The following is a 17421-nucleotide window of genomic DNA, read 5'->3' as shown; positions in this document are numbered from 1 at the left end:
GGCGGTGGAAGTGGCGCCTGCGGTGCGTGGCTGATGGTCTGACCTGACGGCTTGACAAAAGCAGACGATCCCCTGGCGAATGCTGGGGGATTTTCTTGTTGTTTCCCTGGCGGCAACAGTGAAGTTGCATCCATAGCCGTTTCAGTTTAGGGCGAGATGCCTGGGCTGCCAAGAAAGGCCCCACGATCAGGTGCATTCAAGGCCTTAGGTGTGGGTAGAGCAGGCAGGGTACACCGGCCAGGTAGTGGGGTTGGATGTGGGTCTGGCCAGCTTCTACACCGACAGCAATGGGCAAGTGGTGTCACATCCCCTCGCGACAGCGGGACGGAGTCCTTGGTTTCCGCTCAAACTAGGACACTGCACCCGCACCCAAAACGTTGAATTCATAGAGCCAGAAGGCTTCTCTCAATGGCCTGGGCGTCTCACCCTAACCTGAAGCGACTATAACTCAATTATCCAGACTCCATTATCTAGGCAGACATACCCCAGTTGCTTGAGGATTTGCAACTACTAAAATGTAGTTGCCCCAATCCTGATCCCCGCCAGAATTGACCGCGTTCCCCTATCCTACACATAACGGCTAATGTCTTCCCCCCGTTCTGCCAGAAACGACAAAGCCCGGAAGCGCAGCCCTACCACCTGGTCGTAGAAGGGGTTAAGTTTGCACATGGGCGGAATATGCATCACCTTGTGGCCAAACAACACCACATCTCGCTCGAAGGGACAGCGGGCCGGGATCCACCGGCAAAGGAAGTGGGCCAAGCGGGGATCGCGGATGCTAAAGTTATCCATAGCCGATTGAATGGGACGCAACGGAGCCTGCAACCAGTCGCGCAGGCGACCCGTGGACTTGAAAAGCACAGAAGTCATGGAACCAGGCAGCTCCTGAGGAGCTTTGCGAGCACGTTGCCAAGAAATCGTTGTGGAACCCATAAGCTTTCACCTCAACCTTTGAAGAAGCAGCAGCCTTTGGTCGGTTACGGCGCGCAAAATTACTAGCCATCGACAATTCTCTGTGTCGAGCTTGTATTCAGGGAAACATTAGCCATCTCTCTTCCCTCTGTTAGTCTGCCTTCTCCAACGGAAAGCTTGCTTCTGTAAACAAGAATCTCTGCTCAACGTTGTAGAGCTACATGTTTTGTCTCCAAAAGTTAACATGTAACGAAAAATACAAAAACTCCTCTGCTCTTGTCCACCAGCCGATTCCCTGTCAGGATCCCTGAAGTTCCTCAGCTTGGGCTCTGGAGCCAGATGGGTATCCATCGCTCCTATTTCTAGGATGGAACAAGCCCTTTGGGCGGAGTAGAGGGATCCCCGTAATTGCAGTTGCCTTGTCGTGGTTGTTTTTCTTTTGATCGAGTTTGCCTTGAGAGCATCTGAGTTGGGAGTTAAGGACGATAACGGTCAAGGGATCCCGGCTGCTGGGCGTTCTACAATTCCAGGAGAGATGCCCAGCGGGTGCGCATCCGGCGGTGGATTGGGATCACCGATCTTGTCCTTGTCTTTTTTTATTTGATGAGAGGCTGCCCATGAAATTGGCCTACTGGATGTACGCTGGCCCTGCCCATATCGGCACGCTGCGGGTGGCCAGTTCTTTCAAAAATGTTCACAGCATCATGCACGCCCCCCTTGGGGACGACTACTTCAACGTGATGCGTTCCATGTTGGAGCGAGAGCGGGATTTTACTCCGGTAACCACCAGCGTCGTTGACCGGCAGGTGTTGGCGCGGGGATCCGACGAAAAGGTGATTCGCAACATCGTCCGCAAAGACGGCGAGGAGCAGCCGGATCTGATCGTCGTCACCCCCACCTGCACCTCTAGCATTTTGCAGGAAGATCTGCATCACTTTGTCCGGCAGGCCCAGTTGGCCAGTCGCTGCGATGTGGTGCTGGCAGATGTCAACCACTACCGGGTTAACGAATTGCAGGCAGCGGATCGCACCCTGCAGCAGATTGTGGAGTTCTATATCACCAAAGCTCGCAAAAGCGGGGAGTTAGACGGCCTGCCCCAAAAGACGGAGCGGCCTTCCTGTAACATCCTTGGCATTTCCACCCTAGGGTTTCACAATGCCCATGATCTGCGGGAGCTGAAGGTGCTGCTGCGGGATCTGGATATCGATCTCAATCTGGTGATCCCCCAGGGAGCCAGCGTCCACGATCTCAAGCACCTGGGGCGGGCCTGGTTTAATGTGGTGCCCTATCGGGAGCTGGGGCTGATGACAGCTCGCTACTTGCAGGAGGAGTTTGGCACGCCTTCCATCGAGATCACCCCGATGGGGGTGGTGGAAACGGCCCGCTTCATCCGCCAGATCCAGAAGATCCTGAATGAGCAAGGGATCCCTGTCGATTACGAAGCCTACATCCAGGAGCAAACCCTGCACATTTCCCAAGCGGCCTGGTTTTCCCGCTCCATCGACTGCCAAAACCTAACCGGCAAAAAAGCGGTGGTCTTCGGGGATTCCACCCACGCGGCGGCCATCACCAAAATCCTGGCCCGCGAGATGGGGATCCACGTGGTGTGGGCGGGCAGCTATTGCACCTACGATGGAGAGTGGTTCCAGGCAGAGGTGGGAGGGTATTGCGATCAGGTCTTGATGACGGAGGACCACACCCGCGTGGCGGATGCGATTGCCCAGGCGGAACCTGCTGCGATTTTCGGCACCCAGATGGAGCGGCATGTGGGCAAACGGCTGCGGATCCCTTGTGGGGTCATCTCGGCCCCCATCCACGTACAGGATTTCCCTATCGGCTACCGGCCCTTTTTGGGCTACGAGGGCGCCAACCAAATTGTGGACTTGATCTACAACTCCTTTACCCTGGGCATGGAAGATCACCTGTTGGAGATCTTCGGTGGCCACGACACCAAAGAGGCAATCCACAAGAGCCTGAGCGCCGATTCCGACCTCGTCTGGACGCGGGAAGCCCAGGCGGAGCTGAACAAGGTGCCCGGCTTTGTGCGCGGCAAGGTTAAACGCAACACCGAAAAATTTGCCCGCGAACGAGGCTTGACCGAGATCAGTGTGGAGGTCATGTACGCCGCCAAAGAAGCTTTTGGAGCTTGAAGGGATCCCGTTGACAACCTTTACCCTGGGTGGGATCTTCCATCTGACGTTTGCCTATGCGTCTCCTGGTTACCGGCGGGGCGGGCTACATCGGCAGCCACACCTGCAAAGCTCTGGCGGCCTCTGGCCATCTGCCCATCACTTACGACAACTTGGTTTACGGGCACCCCTGGGCAGTTCGCTGGGGGCCGTTGGAGATTGGGGATCTCGCCGACCGCCAGCGGCTTGATCAAGTCATCCAGCACTATCGCCCAGAAGGGGTGATTCACTTTGCTGCCTATGCCTATGTGGGCGAGTCGGTCAAGGATCCCGGCAAATACTACCGCAACAACGTGGCCGGATCCCTGAGTTTGTTGGAGGCCATGCGGGATCACGGGATCCCTTACATAGTGTTCTCCAGCACCTGTGCCACTTATGGGGTGCCAGAGCGGATTCCCATTCCCGAAAGTCATCCGCAACGTCCCATCAACCCCTACGGCCAGAGCAAGCTAATGGTGGAGCAGATCTTGCAAGATTTCCAGGTTGCCCACGGGATCCGATCCATTAGCCTGCGCTACTTCAATGCCGCCGGAGCCGATCCCGATGGTGAAATTGGGGAGGCCCATGACCCGGAAACCCACCTGATCCCCTTGGTGTTGGAGGCCGCCGGCGGCCAACGTCCTCACATCACGGTTTTTGGAGATGACTACGATACCCCCGATGGCACCTGTATCCGCGACTACATTCACGTCACCGACCTGGCTCAAGCCCACGTGTTGGCGGTAGAAGCGCTGGCCTCTGGCCGACCCGTACCAGCAGCCTACAACCTGGGCAATGGCCAAGGCTTTTCCGTCAAAGAGGTCATTGCCACCGCAGCAGCCGTGACCGGAAAGCGGATCCCGGTGCAAATGGGAGCACGTCGACCTGGGGATCCCCCGCGCTTGGTGGGCGATGCCGGCGCCATCCTTCGCGATCTCAACTGGAAACCTCTCTACACCGACCTGGCCGAGATCATTCAAACTGCCTGGCGCTGGCACCAGAAGCGGCCCTATTTCGGCAAATCTAGGCCCCCGTTGAGCTAGGAGCGTCTAACTTGGCGGGCGATAGGATAGGGAGGAACCGCTTGGTTAACCACTGCCCCGCATGGACGATAAGACCACACCCGATACCCTCGCGGTTGTCATGACCACAGTGGGATCCGAAGCCGAGGCCCATCGCTTGGCTCATACCTTGGTGGCCGAACGTTATGTGGCCTGTGCCCAGGTCTTGCCCGGGATCACGTCCTACTATCGTTGGCAGGGATCCCTGCAGGCCGATGCCGAGTTCCTCATCCTGCTCAAATTGCCCGCAACTGCCTACCCCCGCCTGGAACAACGGCTGCGAGAGCTGCACCCCTACGCTGAGCCCGAGATCCTGGCCCTGACGGCCAACTTGGTGAGCACAACCTATTTGGCGTGGGCCCGCGACCAGGTAGGCTAGGGAATAGTGCACAGTTGGCCATGATCGCCCTCTACCCCGGCAGCTTTGACCCCATTACCCTTGGGCATCTCGATGTTATCGAGCGGGCCAGCCGTCTTTTTTCCAAGGTAATCGTCGCCGTCTTGAAAAACCCCAACAAAACCCCTCTGTTCAGCCCCGAGCAGCGGCAGGCCCAGATTAGCCTGTCCACAGCCCATCTCAAAAATGTTGAAGTTGATACGTTTTCAGGTCTGACGGTGGCCTATGCCCGCCAACGGGGGGCAAAGGTGATCGTGCGCGGCTTGCGAGTCTTGTCGGACTTCGATGTGGAGCTGCAAATGGCCCACACCAACAAGCTTTTGGCTCCCGAACTGGAAACCTTGTTCCTTGCCACCGCCAGCGAGCACAGTTTTGTCAGCAGCAGCCTGGTGAAGGAAGTCGCCAAGCTGGGCGGCCCCATCGATCACCTGGTGCCCGCTCCGGTGATTCGAGATTTGCGGGAGCGCTTTCCCCCGGCCTGAGGGCTCAGGGATCCCCTCTCCTTCCCCAATCAAAATTCAAAGGGCTGCATCCCTGCCGTCACCGGATCAAACCCCACCGGGAAGCAGGTGCTGTGATTGTAGAGGGATCCCCTCAAATTGGCCCCTTCCAAGCAGGCTCCCTCAAGGTCGGCATAGCGCAGGTCGGCACAGCGCAGATCAGCCTTCGCCAGATTGCTGCCCCGCAGGTTGGCGTAGCGCAGGTTAGCCCCATGCAAATCGGATCCCTCGAGATTGGCCCCTCGCAGATCGGCCCCCCTCAAGAAGGCATACTCCAAGCAGGACTGGGGAAAATGGCGCTCTCCCTGCCGGTAGCGGCTGAGCAACTCTGAGGCCCCTTGTAGAGCACACTGGGCAATGGTTTGAGTCATGGTACTGCTCCCAAATCAGACTGGATGCCTTATCTCTATCCTCATCCCTATCATCGGGTTGACCAGGTTTTGATCATCCCTGCTTAACAAATAATTTCAGTTTTTGAGTGGATCGTTGCCCCCAAGTCTTTTTGATTGAAAAGATCTATCCTCAGAGATATCGAAGGCTTTCCTAATCGGCAGCTTGTGCGGCAATGTTTCTTAATTCTTTTTGTGAAGAATACTTAACGGCTGGGCTTGATCGCCAACCCCAAACCCCACCGGGAACGCAAGCTGACCTGATCTTGCTGGGCTGTATGGATCCCTCAATTTCTTCTTTTTCAGCACTCCCCCAACCAGAAGGTGTTTCTCCAGAGCTGATTGAACCAAGATAATTGGGATAATGATCGACTGGATCACATCCGTAGTTTGCGATTGAGTAGGGATTCTCTGCAAGCGATATAGACCCTTATCTCTGTTCAGGATGTTCACCTTTCTTTAACTAGAGCTCTATGCCCAAACGTAAGCGAATCGGGATCCTCACCAGCGGCGGCGATTGTGGCGGCCTCAACGCCGTGATTCGAGCGGTGGTGCGGCGGGCCCGCGACTACGACATGGAAGTTTATGGCATCAAAGATGCGACGGCAGGGCTCATGGCTCGACCGGTGGAGGCGGAGCTGCTGGATGTGAAGCGGGTTTCCGGCATTTTGCGCTACGGCGGCACCATCTTGGGTACCGTGAACAAAGGCAACCCCTTCGCCTACCCTATGCCCGATGGCAGCTTGGTGGATCGCTCGGCAGAGGTGATCACCGGCTACCACCGGCTTGGGTTGGATGCGCTGATCGGGGTGGGGGGGGATGGCAGCTTGGCCATTCTCCGGCAACTGGCCCTGCAGGGGGATTGGAACTTTGTCGGGATCCCCAAGACCATCGACAACGATGTCGGTGCCACCGAGTATTCGGTGGGGTTCAACACAGCTCTGAGCGTGGCTGTGGAAGCCCTAGATCAGCTCACCTACACGGCCATCAGCCACAGCCGAGTCATGGTCATGGAGGTGATGGGGCGGGATGCTGGCCACATTGCCATCAGCGCTGGCATTGCCGGGGGGGCGCATGTGATTTTGATCCCGGAAATTCCCTACAAGCTGGAGAATGTCTGCAAAAGAATCCGCGACCGCAAAGAGCGAGGCAATAACTTCAGCATTGTGGTGGTGGCAGAGGCGGTTCGCACCGAGTCGGGGGAGCCGGTGACCCACACCAACAGCCTGGGGCAGTCTCTCTACGGCGGCATTGGCCATTACATCGGCAATGAGATCGCCCTGCGCACCGGCATCGAAACCCGGGTTATGGTTTTGGGCCACCTGCAGCGGGGAGGTACGCCTTCTCCTCTGGATCGCCTGCTGGGAGCAGCCTTTGGGGTGGCTGCTGTGGACTTGATCGCCCAAGGCAAATACGACCGCATGGTGGCCTGGCAAAATCGGCGGGTGGTGGATGTGCCCCTGGCAGAGGCCATCTCCCAGTATCGGCGGGTGGAGGTGGATGGGGCTTTGATCGCCACGGCCATTGGGCTGAATACCTACGTGGGCGAGGTGGATCCGCAGCTTTTGCGCAGCATTTCCCCCTGATCTTCCGGCAAAAAGGACACGTGGGCAGAGACGATCTTCCAGCCGATATCGGGGAACCTGTACCACATCTGGCTTTGGCGGCCCAAGCGAGGGATCCCGTTCACCAGGCGGCGAAACTCTAGGGTGACCGAGCCGCAATCTTCCCCAAAGGTGACTACCTGCAAACGCAGCATCTCGCGGGCCAAATTCGTGGGAGGACGCCGTTGGCGAAAAGCCTTGATCTCGTCTCCCCCGTAGAGATTTTCCCCCACACCAAAGCGCACCACCTGGGGGCCATCCCAAAACAGGCGGTTCAGGGTGGGCACATCATTGCTCGTCAGGGCAGCTTCGTACTGATGGTAGAGTTCGGTTAGCTCTGCCACCACCTCGGGGCGATTGACCAGAGTCATGGGCCAGGCTCTTATGCAGTCGAAATGGGCCTTGCCATCTTATCGGCTCAAGGAGCAGCAGGAGGTTCTAAAAGAACAGCGGGATCCCCCACCTTGCTCTGTCAGACAGCAGACAGCGGCAAGACATCTCCGGGTAGTCGGATCCAAGTCTAGGGGCTGAGAACGGCTTGCAAAGACCGCACATCGCAGTAGTACACCTGATGGCGGTGGGCATACCCCTTCAGCTCCACAGCCTGATGGGAGAAGCAGGCGGCTGCCTGCCCCAGCTGTTTGGCCAAGCAGGTATAGGTGTCCTGGCTGACCGCCAGGTCGGCGTTGAGGGTGCGGGTAGCGCTCTCGATGCGAAAGGCCAAATTCACCGTATCTCCCAGAGCCGTATATTCTTGGCGGGTGTTGTTGCCCACCTGGCGCACGATTGCCGAGCCTGTGTTGACCCCTGCCCCCAGACGAATGGGAGAAGGCAGCGGAAACTCACCGTTCAGCTGCTCGGTCATTTGAAACAGCTTCGCTATGGCCTGCAAAACCGACTTCACATCGAGGTGAATTCCCGGCACTTCCGTGCCCAGAGAAGCAGTGTTGGCTTGGGGCACATGGAACCAAACGGCCATAATCGCATCGCCAATGTATTTATCGACAGTGCCCCCGTACTGCTGAATGATATCCCCACCCCGCCGGAACCAATCGCCCATCACCTGGGAAAGCAGGCGCTCGTCCAGTTGTTGAGTCAGTTGTCCGTAACCTCGCACATCCACCACCGCCACCGAGATCAGCCAGCGGGTTTGTAAAACCAGGGTGTCCGAAGGTTTGGCCGCAGGGCTGGGTTCCGAGCTGGCCAGGGATCCGCTGTGGAACTCCAGCTGGGATTGTCCAAGGGTGAGGTGATCCCCATCCTGCAGCAGGGTGGGAATGCTGACGCGGCGATTGTTGACAAACGAGCCGTTGCGGCTGCCCAGATCGATGAGATAGATGCTGTTGTTGTCGAGGTATTGCAGCAGGGCATGTTGGCGGGAAACGCTGGGATCGCTCAAGACGATGGCGTTGTCCTCATCACGGCCTAGGGTCCAAGCGGTCGCTCCCGAGAGAACGTGTTTTCTTTGGCTGCCATCCGGCTCTTTTAAGACTACATAGGGTGCGGCAGTGGCGGCAGATTCGCTCGTGACGCTCATGATGGGATAAGTTGTAGACGCGACCACACTTCAATAAATACGATACCCCGCTCCCCTTCGGTTGATCGGGAAGATGCCTGGGCTGGATTTCTAGGCTGTCTTCGTCGAGAGATGGAGGTCTGAGGATAGGCTTGGCGGGGGGCCAACCCGACCGATATCATTTTGTGTAGATACGTTAAGGTCTATGCTGGATCCCTTCCATCCCATTCCCGCTGAGCAACAGCCGCTCCGGCAATATGCAGAGCTGAGGGAAGCCTTTCCTTTTTCCTGGCCTGCTTTGGGGTGGATCCCTTACTTAAAACGAATCTTTGGGGTTTGGGGAGCTGTTGTGCTGGCGGTTTCCCCGCTGGTTTGGAGCAGCTTTGCCGGAGATTGGGGCCACTTTGTCTCTGGGTCGGTGCTGGGGGCCAATGTCTTGCTCGGCCTGGTGTTGCTCCATCTCTACTTGGGATGGGCTTATGTGCGGCGGCGCTTGGTACAAGCCCAGATTCCCTATGAAGAAAGTGGCTGGTACGATGGGGCGATGTATGCCAAGTCAGAAGAGGAGCTGGCTCAGCATCGGCTGATCGTCAGCTATCAGATCGACCCTGTGTTGCAGCGCCTGCGACGGAGCTTGTGGGGCGTGGTGGGCCTGAGTGGGTTGGTGGCCCTGCTGTGGCCTCTGGGGTAGGCAGTTGGTTGGCTGTTTTTAGGATCCCGGACAGTGCACATCACTTCTGATCTGGCTCAAACCTTGCGACCCACCGCTGTGGCCATCGGGAACTTCGATGGCTTGCATCTGGGCCATCAGAAGGTGCTGCAGCCGATTCGAGATTCTCTTCAGGGGGTACGTACTGTCCTCACCTTTCATCCCCATCCCCAGGAAGTCTTGACGAGGCGGCCTCAGCTGTTGCTCACTCCCCCTGCCGAAAAGCTGGATCTGTTGGCGCAAATGGGCTTTGAGCAGGTGGTACTGCTCCCCTTCACCCCTGCATTTGCCTGCCAGCCCCCCCAAGAGTTTATCCAAACGGTACTTGAACAGGGCCTGCGCGTTCGCCATCTCAGCGTCGGTTGGGATTTTTGCTTTGGTCACCGTCGCTCCGGCAACGCCCAAACGCTCCAGGCTTGGGGATCCGAGCGCTGCATTCCGGTGGAGGTGATCCCGGAGGCGAAACTGAACGGGGAACGGGTGAGCAGCTCTCGCATTCGAGCTGCCTTGGCGACTGGGGAGGTGTCCACCGCCGAAGCGCTCTTGGGTCGTCCTTACCGGCTAACGGGAGAAGTGGTGCAAGGGGATCAGCGGGGCCGACAACTGGGCTTTCCCACCGCCAACCTCCGCTTGCCTCCGGAGAAGTTTTTGCCCCGCGATGGGGTGTACAGCGTTTGGGTGGATGTGCCTGCTGCTGCGGCAGCTCTACCTGGGGTGATGAACATTGGCCATCGGCCCACGTTTGCCGGTTTACAGCACACCGTCGAGGTGCATCTATTGGATTGGACAGGAGATCTCTACGGGCAAGAGGTGCGGGTGGCGCTACGGGGCTTTATCCGCCCAGAGCGGAGATTTCCCACGGTGGCAGATTTGATTCAGCAAATTCAGCAAGATTGCCAAACAGCCCGCCAGCAATTGGGTTTGGCTGAGCAAGTGGGTATGGTGTAGGGGGATCTATGCCGAAGAGAGCTCGCAAGCGCCAAGGCTCACCCAGGCGCTGGTGCCATCTCGCCAGTATTCTTTTTTCCAGATGGGGGCGTTGTGCTTGAGGGTGTCGATGGCAAATTGGCAGGCAGCAAACCCTTCGGCCCGATGAGGGGTGCCCACCGCCACCAAGACGCTGATCTCGCCAATGCGCAGCTTGCCGATGCGGTGGTGGATGACCACACTGTTGGCATCTGGCCAGCGCTGCTGAATTTGTCGGGCAATATCGGCGAAGACCTTCAGAGCCATGGGCTCGTAGGCTTGGTATTCCAGGTAATCGACAGGGCGGCCATTGGTGTTGTCTCGAACAGTGCCGCTCATCACCACCACAGCTCCATTGCCCGGATGGGAGGCCTCTTGGTGGACACGGTCGATGGATAGGGGAGCCAGGGTAATCTGGAAGGAAGTCCTCAGGACGGTCAGGAGATTCATGATGGCCCGATGAGAGATCCCCACAGCAATGCTATCGCTTCTGACCATTCCACCGTAGCTCCGTAGGTATCGCCCGTGTGTCCTCCCAACTGGCGGTAGATCCAGTAGCCCACGGCCCAAGCCCCCAGAGCGGATCCCAGCGTCCAGAGCAGCAAAGGGGGCCAAGCCAAGAGCCCGACCCAGCCCAACCCCCCGGTGATGGCCAGCAAAAGCAGAGTGCCCGGCCACAGGGATCCCGGCAAGGAGGTGGAGTCCTTGAGGAAGCGGGCGGATCCCTGCTCGCGCAGGTAGGGGTACAGGGCAATGGCGAGCAACTGGCCCCAACGCCCCCAAGCAGGCACCAGCAGCAAGAGGGGCCAAGCTCGAACGCTGCTCAGGGCAGCAAATTTCAGCAGCAGCAGCAGCACCAAGGCCAGTACCCCATAGGCCCCGGTGTGGCTATCGCTCATCACCTGCAGACGGCGACGGGATCCCTGCAAGTCAGATTTTTGCCCATCCTCAGTTGACCGTTCCGGATCCCCTTTGTAAGGATTCTTGTGGACATTGATCGCCAAGCCATCGGCAGTATCGGCCACCCCGTCCAGGTGCAGTCCACCGGTCAAGAGAACCCACAGGGCCAAGAGCAAAGCGGCCCGCACCGGATTGGGGAAAACCTGCAGCAGGATCCCGGCCAGGGAGAGGATCCCGCCCAGCAACACACCTACCCCTGGCAGCCAGGCGGCAATGCCCTCAAACGGCAAGTCTCCGACCCACCCCAGAGGCAGGGCCGTGTAGAAAGTCAAGGCTGCCCAGAAGCGCCGCAATCGCTCAGTCCTTGAGTCTGTGTAAAGGGATCCGCCAATCCAGCCCTCTGGGAGAGAAAATAGGAATCCTTGCGAACGGTGCGCCCCACCACAATGGTGAGCTTGACAATGGTGAGCTTGGCCACCAAAGCTCCGATGGCGCCCACCGCGGCCAACACCAGAAAGAGGGCTGCTTTTTCAGAAAGACTGGGATCCGCGGAGTCTGGTTCGAGTTCATGCTGAAGATCCTCCATCGCGCGGGTTGGCAGTTCCAACTCAGTCTGCCTTAGGGGGCCGGGAACTCTCTTGGATCCCTTGCCCCGGCTCTCCCTGAGAGCTAGAAGGAATGGGCCCCAGAGTCACCGGATGTATTCCTTCAACACGCTGTTGCGGTTGGGGTGGCGCAGCTTGCGCAGGGCTTTGGCCTCGATCTGCCGGATCCGCTCGCGGGTGACATTAAAGATCTGGCCGATCTCCTCCAGCGTTTTCATGCGGCCATCATCCAAGCCGTAGCGCAACTTCAACACATCCCGTTCGCGAGCGGTGAGGGTTTCCAAAACGCTTTCCAGATCTTCTCTGAGCAAGACTTTGGCCACCCGATCCTCCGGCGTCTCCCCATCCGACTCGATAAAGTCTCCCAGCCGAGAATCCTCTTCCTTGCCGATGGGGGTTTCCAAAGAGATGGGAAGCTGGGCCGACTTGGCGATAAAGCGCAACTTCTCGATGGTGATCTCCATGCGGGTGGCGATCTCCTCTTCGGTGGGCTTGCGGCCCAATTCCTGGGAAAGCAACTTGGTTACCTTTTTGATGCGGGAGATCGTCTCGTAGAGGTGGACAGGCAGGCGAATGGTGCGGGATTGGTCGGCAATGGCGCGGGTGATGGCCTGTCGAATCCACCACGTCGCATAGGTGGAGAACTTGTAGCCCTTCTCGTGGTCGAATTTCTCGGCTGCCCGGATCAGGCCCAGGGATCCCTCCTGAATCAAATCCTGAAAAGACAGGCCCCGGTTCATGTACTTTTTGGCGATGGACACCACCAAACGCAGATTAGACTGCACCATCTTTTCTTTGGCCCGCCGCCCCCGATGCAACCGCCGCCGAAATTCCGGCAAGGACATCTTGACCTCTTCTGCCCAGAGGGTGTCCGGCACCTCTTCTGGGTCTGACCAGAGGCCCATACGCTGAAAAACGGCCTCGCGAGCGCGCTCTAGCTCCAGCAGATCGGCAATTTTTCGGGCTAGCTCGATTTCTTCATCGGCCCGCAGCAGCCGGATACGCCCAATTTCTTGCAAATAGACCCGGATAGAGTCGTCGGTGTAGGGCTTTTTCTTACTGGCCGCCTTGCGCTTTGAGCGACCTTTGGCACCGGCGGCGGCAGTCTCTCCATCCTCCTCTGCTGCCTCTTCGTCGTCGTCATCCTCATCAAAAGCATCAGTGTCACCGGTATCCAGTTCGCTCTCGAGGGTATCTGTCTCGGTGTCCAACTCCAGGGCGCTGGAAGGTGGATTTTCCAGATCCGATTCGAGAAGAGCTGTTTGACCAGATTTCACCAATTCCTTTGCTTGAGCCATGCTGAGTTCCTCGTGATCCTAATCACAGACAACTAAAGGTGACTAAGGGAGCTTAGACGCCAAAGGGAGAGGAGCAAGTTGCAGCCCTGCTGCATCCCACAACGCCAGAGTGAGGGAGCCGATATCCGCAAGCCAAAGCCTGAGTTGCCCTAGGCAAGCCTGCCCGCTTCTGGATAACCGATTGCTCGGGTCAATCTGGAAGCAGATATCGCTCATGGGGCTCAACTGAACTGGCGCAAGACCCGTCATCTTGGTGGGCGGAACCTCTCAAGATGGCGAGAGGTGGATCTTTCTCTTCGCCAATCCTGCGACGGGGTGCGAGGCACTTCACTGGGGGGGCGGAACATTCAGCACCTTAACCACTCCAACCCGCGAGGAGAAGATCGCTCTACAGCAGGCGGCAAGTGACCCTGGGAGGAACACTTGCGAGCAACTGTAGCCGTTCACACCAAAACGTCTTCCCTAAATTAGCCCGACCTGGGGGAAACAGCAACGGGGCAGGCAAAGAAAATGTTAAATTCACCTCAACAATGGCCAAGATGGGATCCCTGGCCCCTCGGTCTAGTCCGGGCAAATGGCTCGATGCTAACTTAAATCAGACTCTAGGTCGATGACACCCTGCCTGTCTTTGACTTCTATGACCCATCCCTTCCTGCACTGTCTCCAGGAACGTGTAATTGTCTTCGATGGGGCGATGGGATCCTCCCTCCAGGCCCAGAACCTGACGGCAGCGGATTTTGGTGGGCCGGAACTGGAGGGCTGCAATGAGATGCTGGTGCTGACCAAGCCGGAGGCGGTGGAACAGGTGCACCGGGGCTTTCTGGAGGTGGGGGCAGACGTCATCGAGACCAATACCTTTGGGGCTACCTCCATTGTTTTGGCCGAATATGGGATCCCGGAAAAAGCCTACGAGCTGAACGTGGCAGCAGCCCGTTTGGCCAAGCGGGTAGCAGCCGAGTTTTCGACGCCGGAAAAGCCCCGTTTCGTGGCCGGCTCCATCGGCCCCACCACCAAGCTGCCCACCCTGGGGCACATCAGCTTTGACGACATGCGCTCCAGCTTTGCCGAGCAGGTGCGGGGGTTGATCGACGGCGGGGTGGATCTGCTCATCATCGAGACCTGTCAGGACATTTTGCAGACCAAGGCGGCCCTGGTGGCCGTGCAGCAGGAGTTTGCCCGACGCGGGATCCGCCTGCCGGTGGTGGTGTCCCTGACCTTTGAGGTGCAGGGGACAATGCTGGTGGGCACGGAGATCGGGGCGGCCCTGGCCATCCTGGAGCCCTATCCCATCGATGTGCTGGGCCTCAACTGCGCCACCGGCCCCGACAAAATGGTGGACCACATCCGCTACCTCTCTCGGCATTCCCCCTTTCCCATCTCCTGCATTCCCAACGCCGGCCTGCCGGAAAACATCGGCGGCAAAGCCCACTACAAGCTCACGCCGGAGCAGTTGCGCTTCCACCTGGAGCACTTTGTGCGGGATCTGGGGGTGGCAGTGGTGGGAGGCTGCTGTGGCACCCGTCCGGAGCACATCGCCGCCTTGGTGGAAGCCGTGCAGGGGTTGCGGCCCAAACGTCGTAGCATCGAACGGATCCAGGCTGCTGCCTCGATTTATGCCCCTCAGCCCTACCTGCAGGAGAACTCTTTTTTGATCATCGGCGAGCGGCTGAATGCCAGCGGCTCCAAAAAGATGCGGGAGCTGCTTAATGCCGAAGACTGGGATGGCCTGGTGGCCCTGGCCCGCGAGCAGGTGCGGGAGGGATCCCATGTGTTGGATGTCAACGTGGACTATGTGGGCCGGGATGGGGTGCGGGATATGCGGGAGCTGGTGTCCCGGCTGGTCACCCAAATCCAAATCCCCCTGATGCTGGACTCCACCGATTGGCAAAAGATGGAGGCGGGCCTCAAGGTGGCGGGAGGCAAATGTCTGCTCAACTCCACCAACTACGAGGATGGGGAAGAACGTTTCCTAAAGGTGCTGGAGCTGGCCAAAACCTACGGCGCCGGGGTGGTCATCGGCACCATCGACGAAGAGGGCATGGCCCGCACCGCCGACAAGAAGTTCCAGATTGCCGAGCGGGCCTATCGCCAGGCGGTTGAGTACGGGATCCCGCCCTACGAGATTTTCTTTGACCCTTTGGCCTTGCCCATTTCCACCGGCATCGAGGAAGACCGTAGCAACGGAGCAGCCACCCTGGAAGGGATCCGCCGTATCCGCCAGGCTTTCCCGGAGACCCACATTCTCTTGGGCATTTCCAACATCTCCTTTGGGCTCTCGCCGGCAGCCCGCGTGGTGTTGAACTCGGTGTTTTTGCACGAGTGCCGCGAGGCCGGCCTGGATGCCGCTATCGTCAGTGCCGCCAAGATCCTGCCCCTGAACAAGATCCCCGAAGAGCAGCAGCAGGTGTGTCGGGATCTGATCTGGGATCGGCGGCAGTTTAACGCCGTTCGCGTTAGCGGGACGGAGTCCTCGGGCATTTGCACCTACGATCCTCTGGCGCGGCTGACGGAGCTGTTTGCGGGCGTTTCCGGGAAGGAACTGCGCTCTGGCGGATCTTTTGCAGATTTACCCCTGGAGGAGCGGCTGCGGCGGCACATCATCGACGGCGAGCGGATTGGCCTGGAAGAAACCTTGGCAGAGGCGCTGCAGAACTATCCCCCCCTGGAGATCATCAACACCTTTTTGCTGGATGGCATGAAAGAGGTGGGGGAGCTGTTCGGTGCCGGCAAGATGCAACTGCCCTTTGTGCTGCAATCGGCAGAAACCATGAAAGCGGCGGTGAAATACCTGGAGCCCTTCATGGAAAAGGTGGAGGGGGGAGTGTGCAAGGGCACCTTCTTGATCGCCACCGTCAAGGGGGATGTCCACGACATCGGCAAAAACTTGGTGGACATCATCCTCACCAACAACGGCTACAAAGTCATCAACCTGGGCATCAAGCAGCCGGTGGAGAACATCATCGAAGCCTATGAAAAGAGCAAGGCCGACTGCATTGCCATGAGCGGCCTGTTGGTAAAATCCACCGCCTTTATGAAGGAGAACTTGGAGGTGTTTAACGAGCGGGGCATCACGGTTCCCGTCATTTTGGGAGGGGCTGCCCTCACCCGCCGCTTTGTGGAAGAAGACTGCCGCAAGACCTACAAAGGCCAGGTGATCTATGGCCGCGACGCCTTCGTCGATCTCCACTTTATGGATCGGCTGATGCAGGCCAAAGCTGCCGGACGCTGGGACGACCGGCTGGGTTTTCTGGATGACTTGGAGCAGGGATCCCCCTCTGCCAATGGCCAGAAAGAGGCTTCTTGGGTTCCAGAGGAAACGGATCCCAGCCTGCCCCCTGCGGAGACCACCGTGGGAGCTGCTCCCGCCCTCACCCTCTCCGAGTCCCAAGACACCCGCCGCTCTGAAGCCGTTGCCCTGGAGACCGAGCGACCCATCCCGCCTTTCTGGGGATCCCAGGTTCTCACCTCAGATCAGATCCCTTGGCCGGAAGTCTTCTTCTACATCGACAAGCAAGCCCTGGTGGCCGGACAATGGCAGATTCGCAAGCCCCGCGACCAGTCGGCAGAGGAGTTTGCCGAGTTTATCGCCACCCAGGTGGATCCGGTGATCGAGCGCTGGAAAGAGCGGATCCTGGCAGAAGATCTGCTGCACCCCCAAGTGGTCTACGGCTATTTCCCGGCCCAGGCAGAGGGGAACACTTTGATCCTCTTCGACCCGGCCAGCTTCCCCGAGCTGTTTTCCCTGGAGCCAGGCTCCACCACCTATTTCCAACTGCCCACGGTGGAGCGCCCGCAACTCTCTCCAGGGGTGCGGGAATTGGCCCGCTTCACCTTCCCCCGCCAAAAAACCGGCCACCGCTACTGTATCGCTGACTTCTTTGCCGATCGCTCCACTGGCCTAGTAGATGTCTTCCCCATGCAGGCGGTCACGGTAGGGGCAGAAGCCACCGCCTATGCCCAGCGCCTCTTTGCCGAGGGCCAGTACACCGACTACCTGTATTTCCACGGCCTGGCTGTGACCCTGGCGGAAGCCCTGGCGGAATGGTGCCATGCCCGCATCCGGCGGGAGCTGGGGTTTGGCCACGAAGATAGCCCCGACATCCGCAAGATCCTGCATCAGGGCTATCGGGGATCCCGCTACAGCTTCGGCTATCCCGCCTGCCCCAACATCGCCGACCAACGGGTTCTGCTGCAGGTGCTCCAGGCCGAGCGCATTGGCCTCACCATGGACGAAAGCGATCAATTGGATCCGGAACAGTCCACCACCGCCATCGTTGCTTACCATCCGGCAGCCCGCTACTTCAACACTTAGGCTTAGGCCCTCATCTCCAACCTCTCTCAGGGGGAGAGGGGGAACTGTCGAGAACGGCTAGCGGGATCCCAGGCGGGAGCGGCT

Annotated in this window: 16 protein-coding genes; 8 read left to right on the top strand and 8 right to left on the bottom strand. The window is 58.5% G+C overall.

Features of this window, described 5'->3' with window-relative positions; all coding sequences use genetic code 11:
* Positions 1 to 567 precede the first annotated feature (567 nt).
* Positions 568 to 870, bottom strand: coding sequence for a Mo-dependent nitrogenase C-terminal domain-containing protein (locus NW849_RS02455; protein WP_414355755.1), 303 nt, complete (start codon positions 868 to 870; stop codon positions 568 to 570).
* A 659-nt stretch (positions 871 to 1529) separates the two neighbouring features.
* Between NW849_RS02455 and bchB the strand changes: the two genes are divergently transcribed.
* The 4 genes from bchB to coaD all read left to right on the top strand — a co-directional run bounded on the left by bchB (position 1530) and on the right by coaD (position 5020).
* Positions 1530 to 3062: a ferredoxin:protochlorophyllide reductase (ATP-dependent) subunit B gene (gene bchB / locus NW849_RS02450; RefSeq protein ID WP_414355754.1), complete on the top strand. Its 1533-nt coding sequence runs from the start codon at positions 1530 to 1532 to the stop codon at positions 3060 to 3062.
* Between the two features lie 56 nt (positions 3063 to 3118).
* Entirely contained in the window at positions 3119 to 4123 is a 1005-nt protein-coding gene (galE, locus tag NW849_RS02445; RefSeq protein WP_414355760.1) for a UDP-glucose 4-epimerase GalE, read from the top strand.
* A gap of 61 nt (positions 4124 to 4184) precedes the next feature.
* The gene (gene cutA, locus NW849_RS02440; RefSeq protein ID WP_414355753.1) at positions 4185 to 4520 is read left to right on the top strand and encodes a divalent-cation tolerance protein CutA; all 336 of its coding nucleotides are present in this window, start codon (positions 4185 to 4187) and stop codon (positions 4518 to 4520) included.
* A gap of 20 nt (positions 4521 to 4540) precedes the next feature.
* The gene (gene coaD / locus NW849_RS02435; protein WP_414355759.1) at positions 4541 to 5020 is read left to right on the top strand and encodes a pantetheine-phosphate adenylyltransferase; all 480 of its coding nucleotides are present in this window, start codon (positions 4541 to 4543) and stop codon (positions 5018 to 5020) included.
* A gap of 29 nt (positions 5021 to 5049) precedes the next feature.
* On the opposite strand, the gene NW849_RS02430 is transcribed toward coaD, so the two are convergent.
* Positions 5050 to 5409 carry a pentapeptide repeat-containing protein gene (locus tag NW849_RS02430; RefSeq protein ID WP_414355752.1) on the bottom strand — a complete coding sequence of 120 codons (360 nt, stop codon included), beginning with the start codon at positions 5407 to 5409 and terminating at the stop codon, positions 5050 to 5052.
* A 491-nt stretch (positions 5410 to 5900) separates the two neighbouring features.
* On the opposite strand from NW849_RS02430, the gene NW849_RS02425 reads away from it, so the two are divergent.
* On the top strand, positions 5901 to 7013 hold the full coding sequence (locus tag NW849_RS02425; RefSeq protein ID WP_414332294.1) for an ATP-dependent 6-phosphofructokinase: 1113 nt from the start codon (positions 5901 to 5903) through the stop codon (positions 7011 to 7013).
* Here NW849_RS02425 and hpxZ read toward each other — a convergent pair.
* Together hpxZ and NW849_RS02415 are read right to left on the bottom strand one after the other, a co-directional pair.
* A complete protein-coding gene (gene hpxZ / locus NW849_RS02420) occupies positions 6965 to 7402 on the bottom strand; it encodes an oxalurate catabolism protein HpxZ (RefSeq protein WP_414355751.1) in 438 nt (145 codons plus the stop codon). The two genes, NW849_RS02425 and hpxZ, sit on opposite strands and share 49 nt — an antisense overlap.
* A gap of 149 nt (positions 7403 to 7551) precedes the next feature.
* On the bottom strand, positions 7552 to 8568 hold the full coding sequence (locus NW849_RS02415; RefSeq protein ID WP_414355750.1) for an FHA domain-containing protein: 1017 nt from the start codon (positions 8566 to 8568) through the stop codon (positions 7552 to 7554).
* Positions 8569 to 8752: 184 nt separating this feature from the next.
* On the opposite strand from NW849_RS02415, the gene NW849_RS02410 reads away from it, so the two are divergent.
* Positions 8753 to 9238 (top strand): CGLD27 family protein, encoded by a 486-nt coding sequence (locus tag NW849_RS02410; RefSeq protein ID WP_414355749.1) that lies wholly within the window; start codon positions 8753 to 8755, stop codon positions 9236 to 9238.
* 33 nt (positions 9239 to 9271) lie between these two features.
* A complete protein-coding gene (locus NW849_RS02405) occupies positions 9272 to 10204 on the top strand; it encodes a bifunctional riboflavin kinase/FAD synthetase (RefSeq protein ID WP_414355748.1) in 933 nt (310 codons plus the stop codon).
* Positions 10205 to 10210: 6 nt separating this feature from the next.
* Here the strand turns inward: NW849_RS02405 and NW849_RS02400 are convergent, their stop codons facing one another.
* The 4 genes from NW849_RS02400 to rpoD form a co-directional block, all read right to left on the bottom strand.
* Positions 10211 to 10672 carry a molybdenum cofactor biosynthesis protein MoaE gene (locus NW849_RS02400; protein WP_414355758.1) on the bottom strand — a complete coding sequence of 154 codons (462 nt, stop codon included), beginning with the start codon at positions 10670 to 10672 and terminating at the stop codon, positions 10211 to 10213.
* Entirely contained in the window at positions 10669 to 11475 is an 807-nt protein-coding gene (locus NW849_RS02395; RefSeq protein WP_414355747.1) for an adenosylcobinamide-GDP ribazoletransferase, read from the bottom strand. Before NW849_RS02395 ends, NW849_RS02400 begins: the two co-directional genes overlap by 4 nt.
* Positions 11451 to 11729: a hypothetical protein gene (locus tag NW849_RS02390; protein WP_011433785.1), complete on the bottom strand. Its 279-nt coding sequence runs from the start codon at positions 11727 to 11729 to the stop codon at positions 11451 to 11453. The genes NW849_RS02395 and NW849_RS02390 overlap by 25 nt, the downstream gene beginning before the upstream one ends.
* A gap of 84 nt (positions 11730 to 11813) precedes the next feature.
* On the bottom strand, positions 11814 to 13025 hold the full coding sequence (gene rpoD, locus NW849_RS02385; protein ID WP_414355746.1) for an RNA polymerase sigma factor RpoD: 1212 nt from the start codon (positions 13023 to 13025) through the stop codon (positions 11814 to 11816).
* Positions 13026 to 13662: 637 nt separating this feature from the next.
* Between rpoD and metH the strand changes: the two genes are divergently transcribed.
* A complete protein-coding gene (gene metH, locus NW849_RS02380) occupies positions 13663 to 17337 on the top strand; it encodes a methionine synthase (RefSeq protein WP_414355745.1) in 3675 nt (1224 codons plus the stop codon).
* Positions 17338 to 17421: the final 84 nt, after the last annotated feature.

It is taken from the genome of Synechococcus sp. R55.3, assembly GCF_047461975.1.
GTDB lineage: Bacteria > Cyanobacteriota > Cyanobacteriia > Thermostichales > Thermostichaceae > Thermostichus.
The sequence above is the reverse complement of the archived record's forward strand: the minus strand, read 5'-3'. Positions and strand labels throughout refer to the sequence as shown.

Excerpts from the sequence above, each read along its gene's own strand:
- NW849_RS02415 (WP_414355750.1), bottom strand. The coding sequence starts at position 8,568 with ATGAGCGTCACGAGCGAATCTGCCGCCACTGCCGCACCCTATGTAGTC.
- cutA (WP_414355753.1), top strand. The coding sequence starts at position 4,185 with ATGGACGATAAGACCACACCCGATACCCTCGCGGTTGTCATGACCACA.
- hpxZ (WP_414355751.1), bottom strand. The coding sequence starts at position 7,402 with ATGACTCTGGTCAATCGCCCCGAGGTGGTGGCAGAGCTAACCGAACTC.
- NW849_RS02410 (WP_414355749.1), top strand. The coding sequence starts at position 8,753 with ATGCTGGATCCCTTCCATCCCATTCCCGCTGAGCAACAGCCGCTCCGG.
- coaD (WP_414355759.1), top strand. The coding sequence starts at position 4,541 with ATGATCGCCCTCTACCCCGGCAGCTTTGACCCCATTACCCTTGGGCAT.
- NW849_RS02425 (WP_414332294.1), top strand. The coding sequence starts at position 5,901 with ATGCCCAAACGTAAGCGAATCGGGATCCTCACCAGCGGCGGCGATTGT.
- metH (WP_414355745.1), top strand. The coding sequence starts at position 13,663 with ATGACCCATCCCTTCCTGCACTGTCTCCAGGAACGTGTAATTGTCTTC.
- bchB (WP_414355754.1), top strand. The coding sequence starts at position 1,530 with ATGAAATTGGCCTACTGGATGTACGCTGGCCCTGCCCATATCGGCACG.
- NW849_RS02430 (WP_414355752.1), bottom strand. The coding sequence starts at position 5,409 with ATGACTCAAACCATTGCCCAGTGTGCTCTACAAGGGGCCTCAGAGTTG.
- NW849_RS02400 (WP_414355758.1), bottom strand. The coding sequence starts at position 10,672 with ATGAATCTCCTGACCGTCCTGAGGACTTCCTTCCAGATTACCCTGGCT.
- galE (WP_414355760.1), top strand. The coding sequence starts at position 3,119 with ATGCGTCTCCTGGTTACCGGCGGGGCGGGCTACATCGGCAGCCACACC.
- NW849_RS02455 (WP_414355755.1), bottom strand. The coding sequence starts at position 870 with ATGACTTCTGTGCTTTTCAAGTCCACGGGTCGCCTGCGCGACTGGTTG.
- rpoD (WP_414355746.1), bottom strand. The coding sequence starts at position 13,025 with ATGGCTCAAGCAAAGGAATTGGTGAAATCTGGTCAAACAGCTCTTCTC.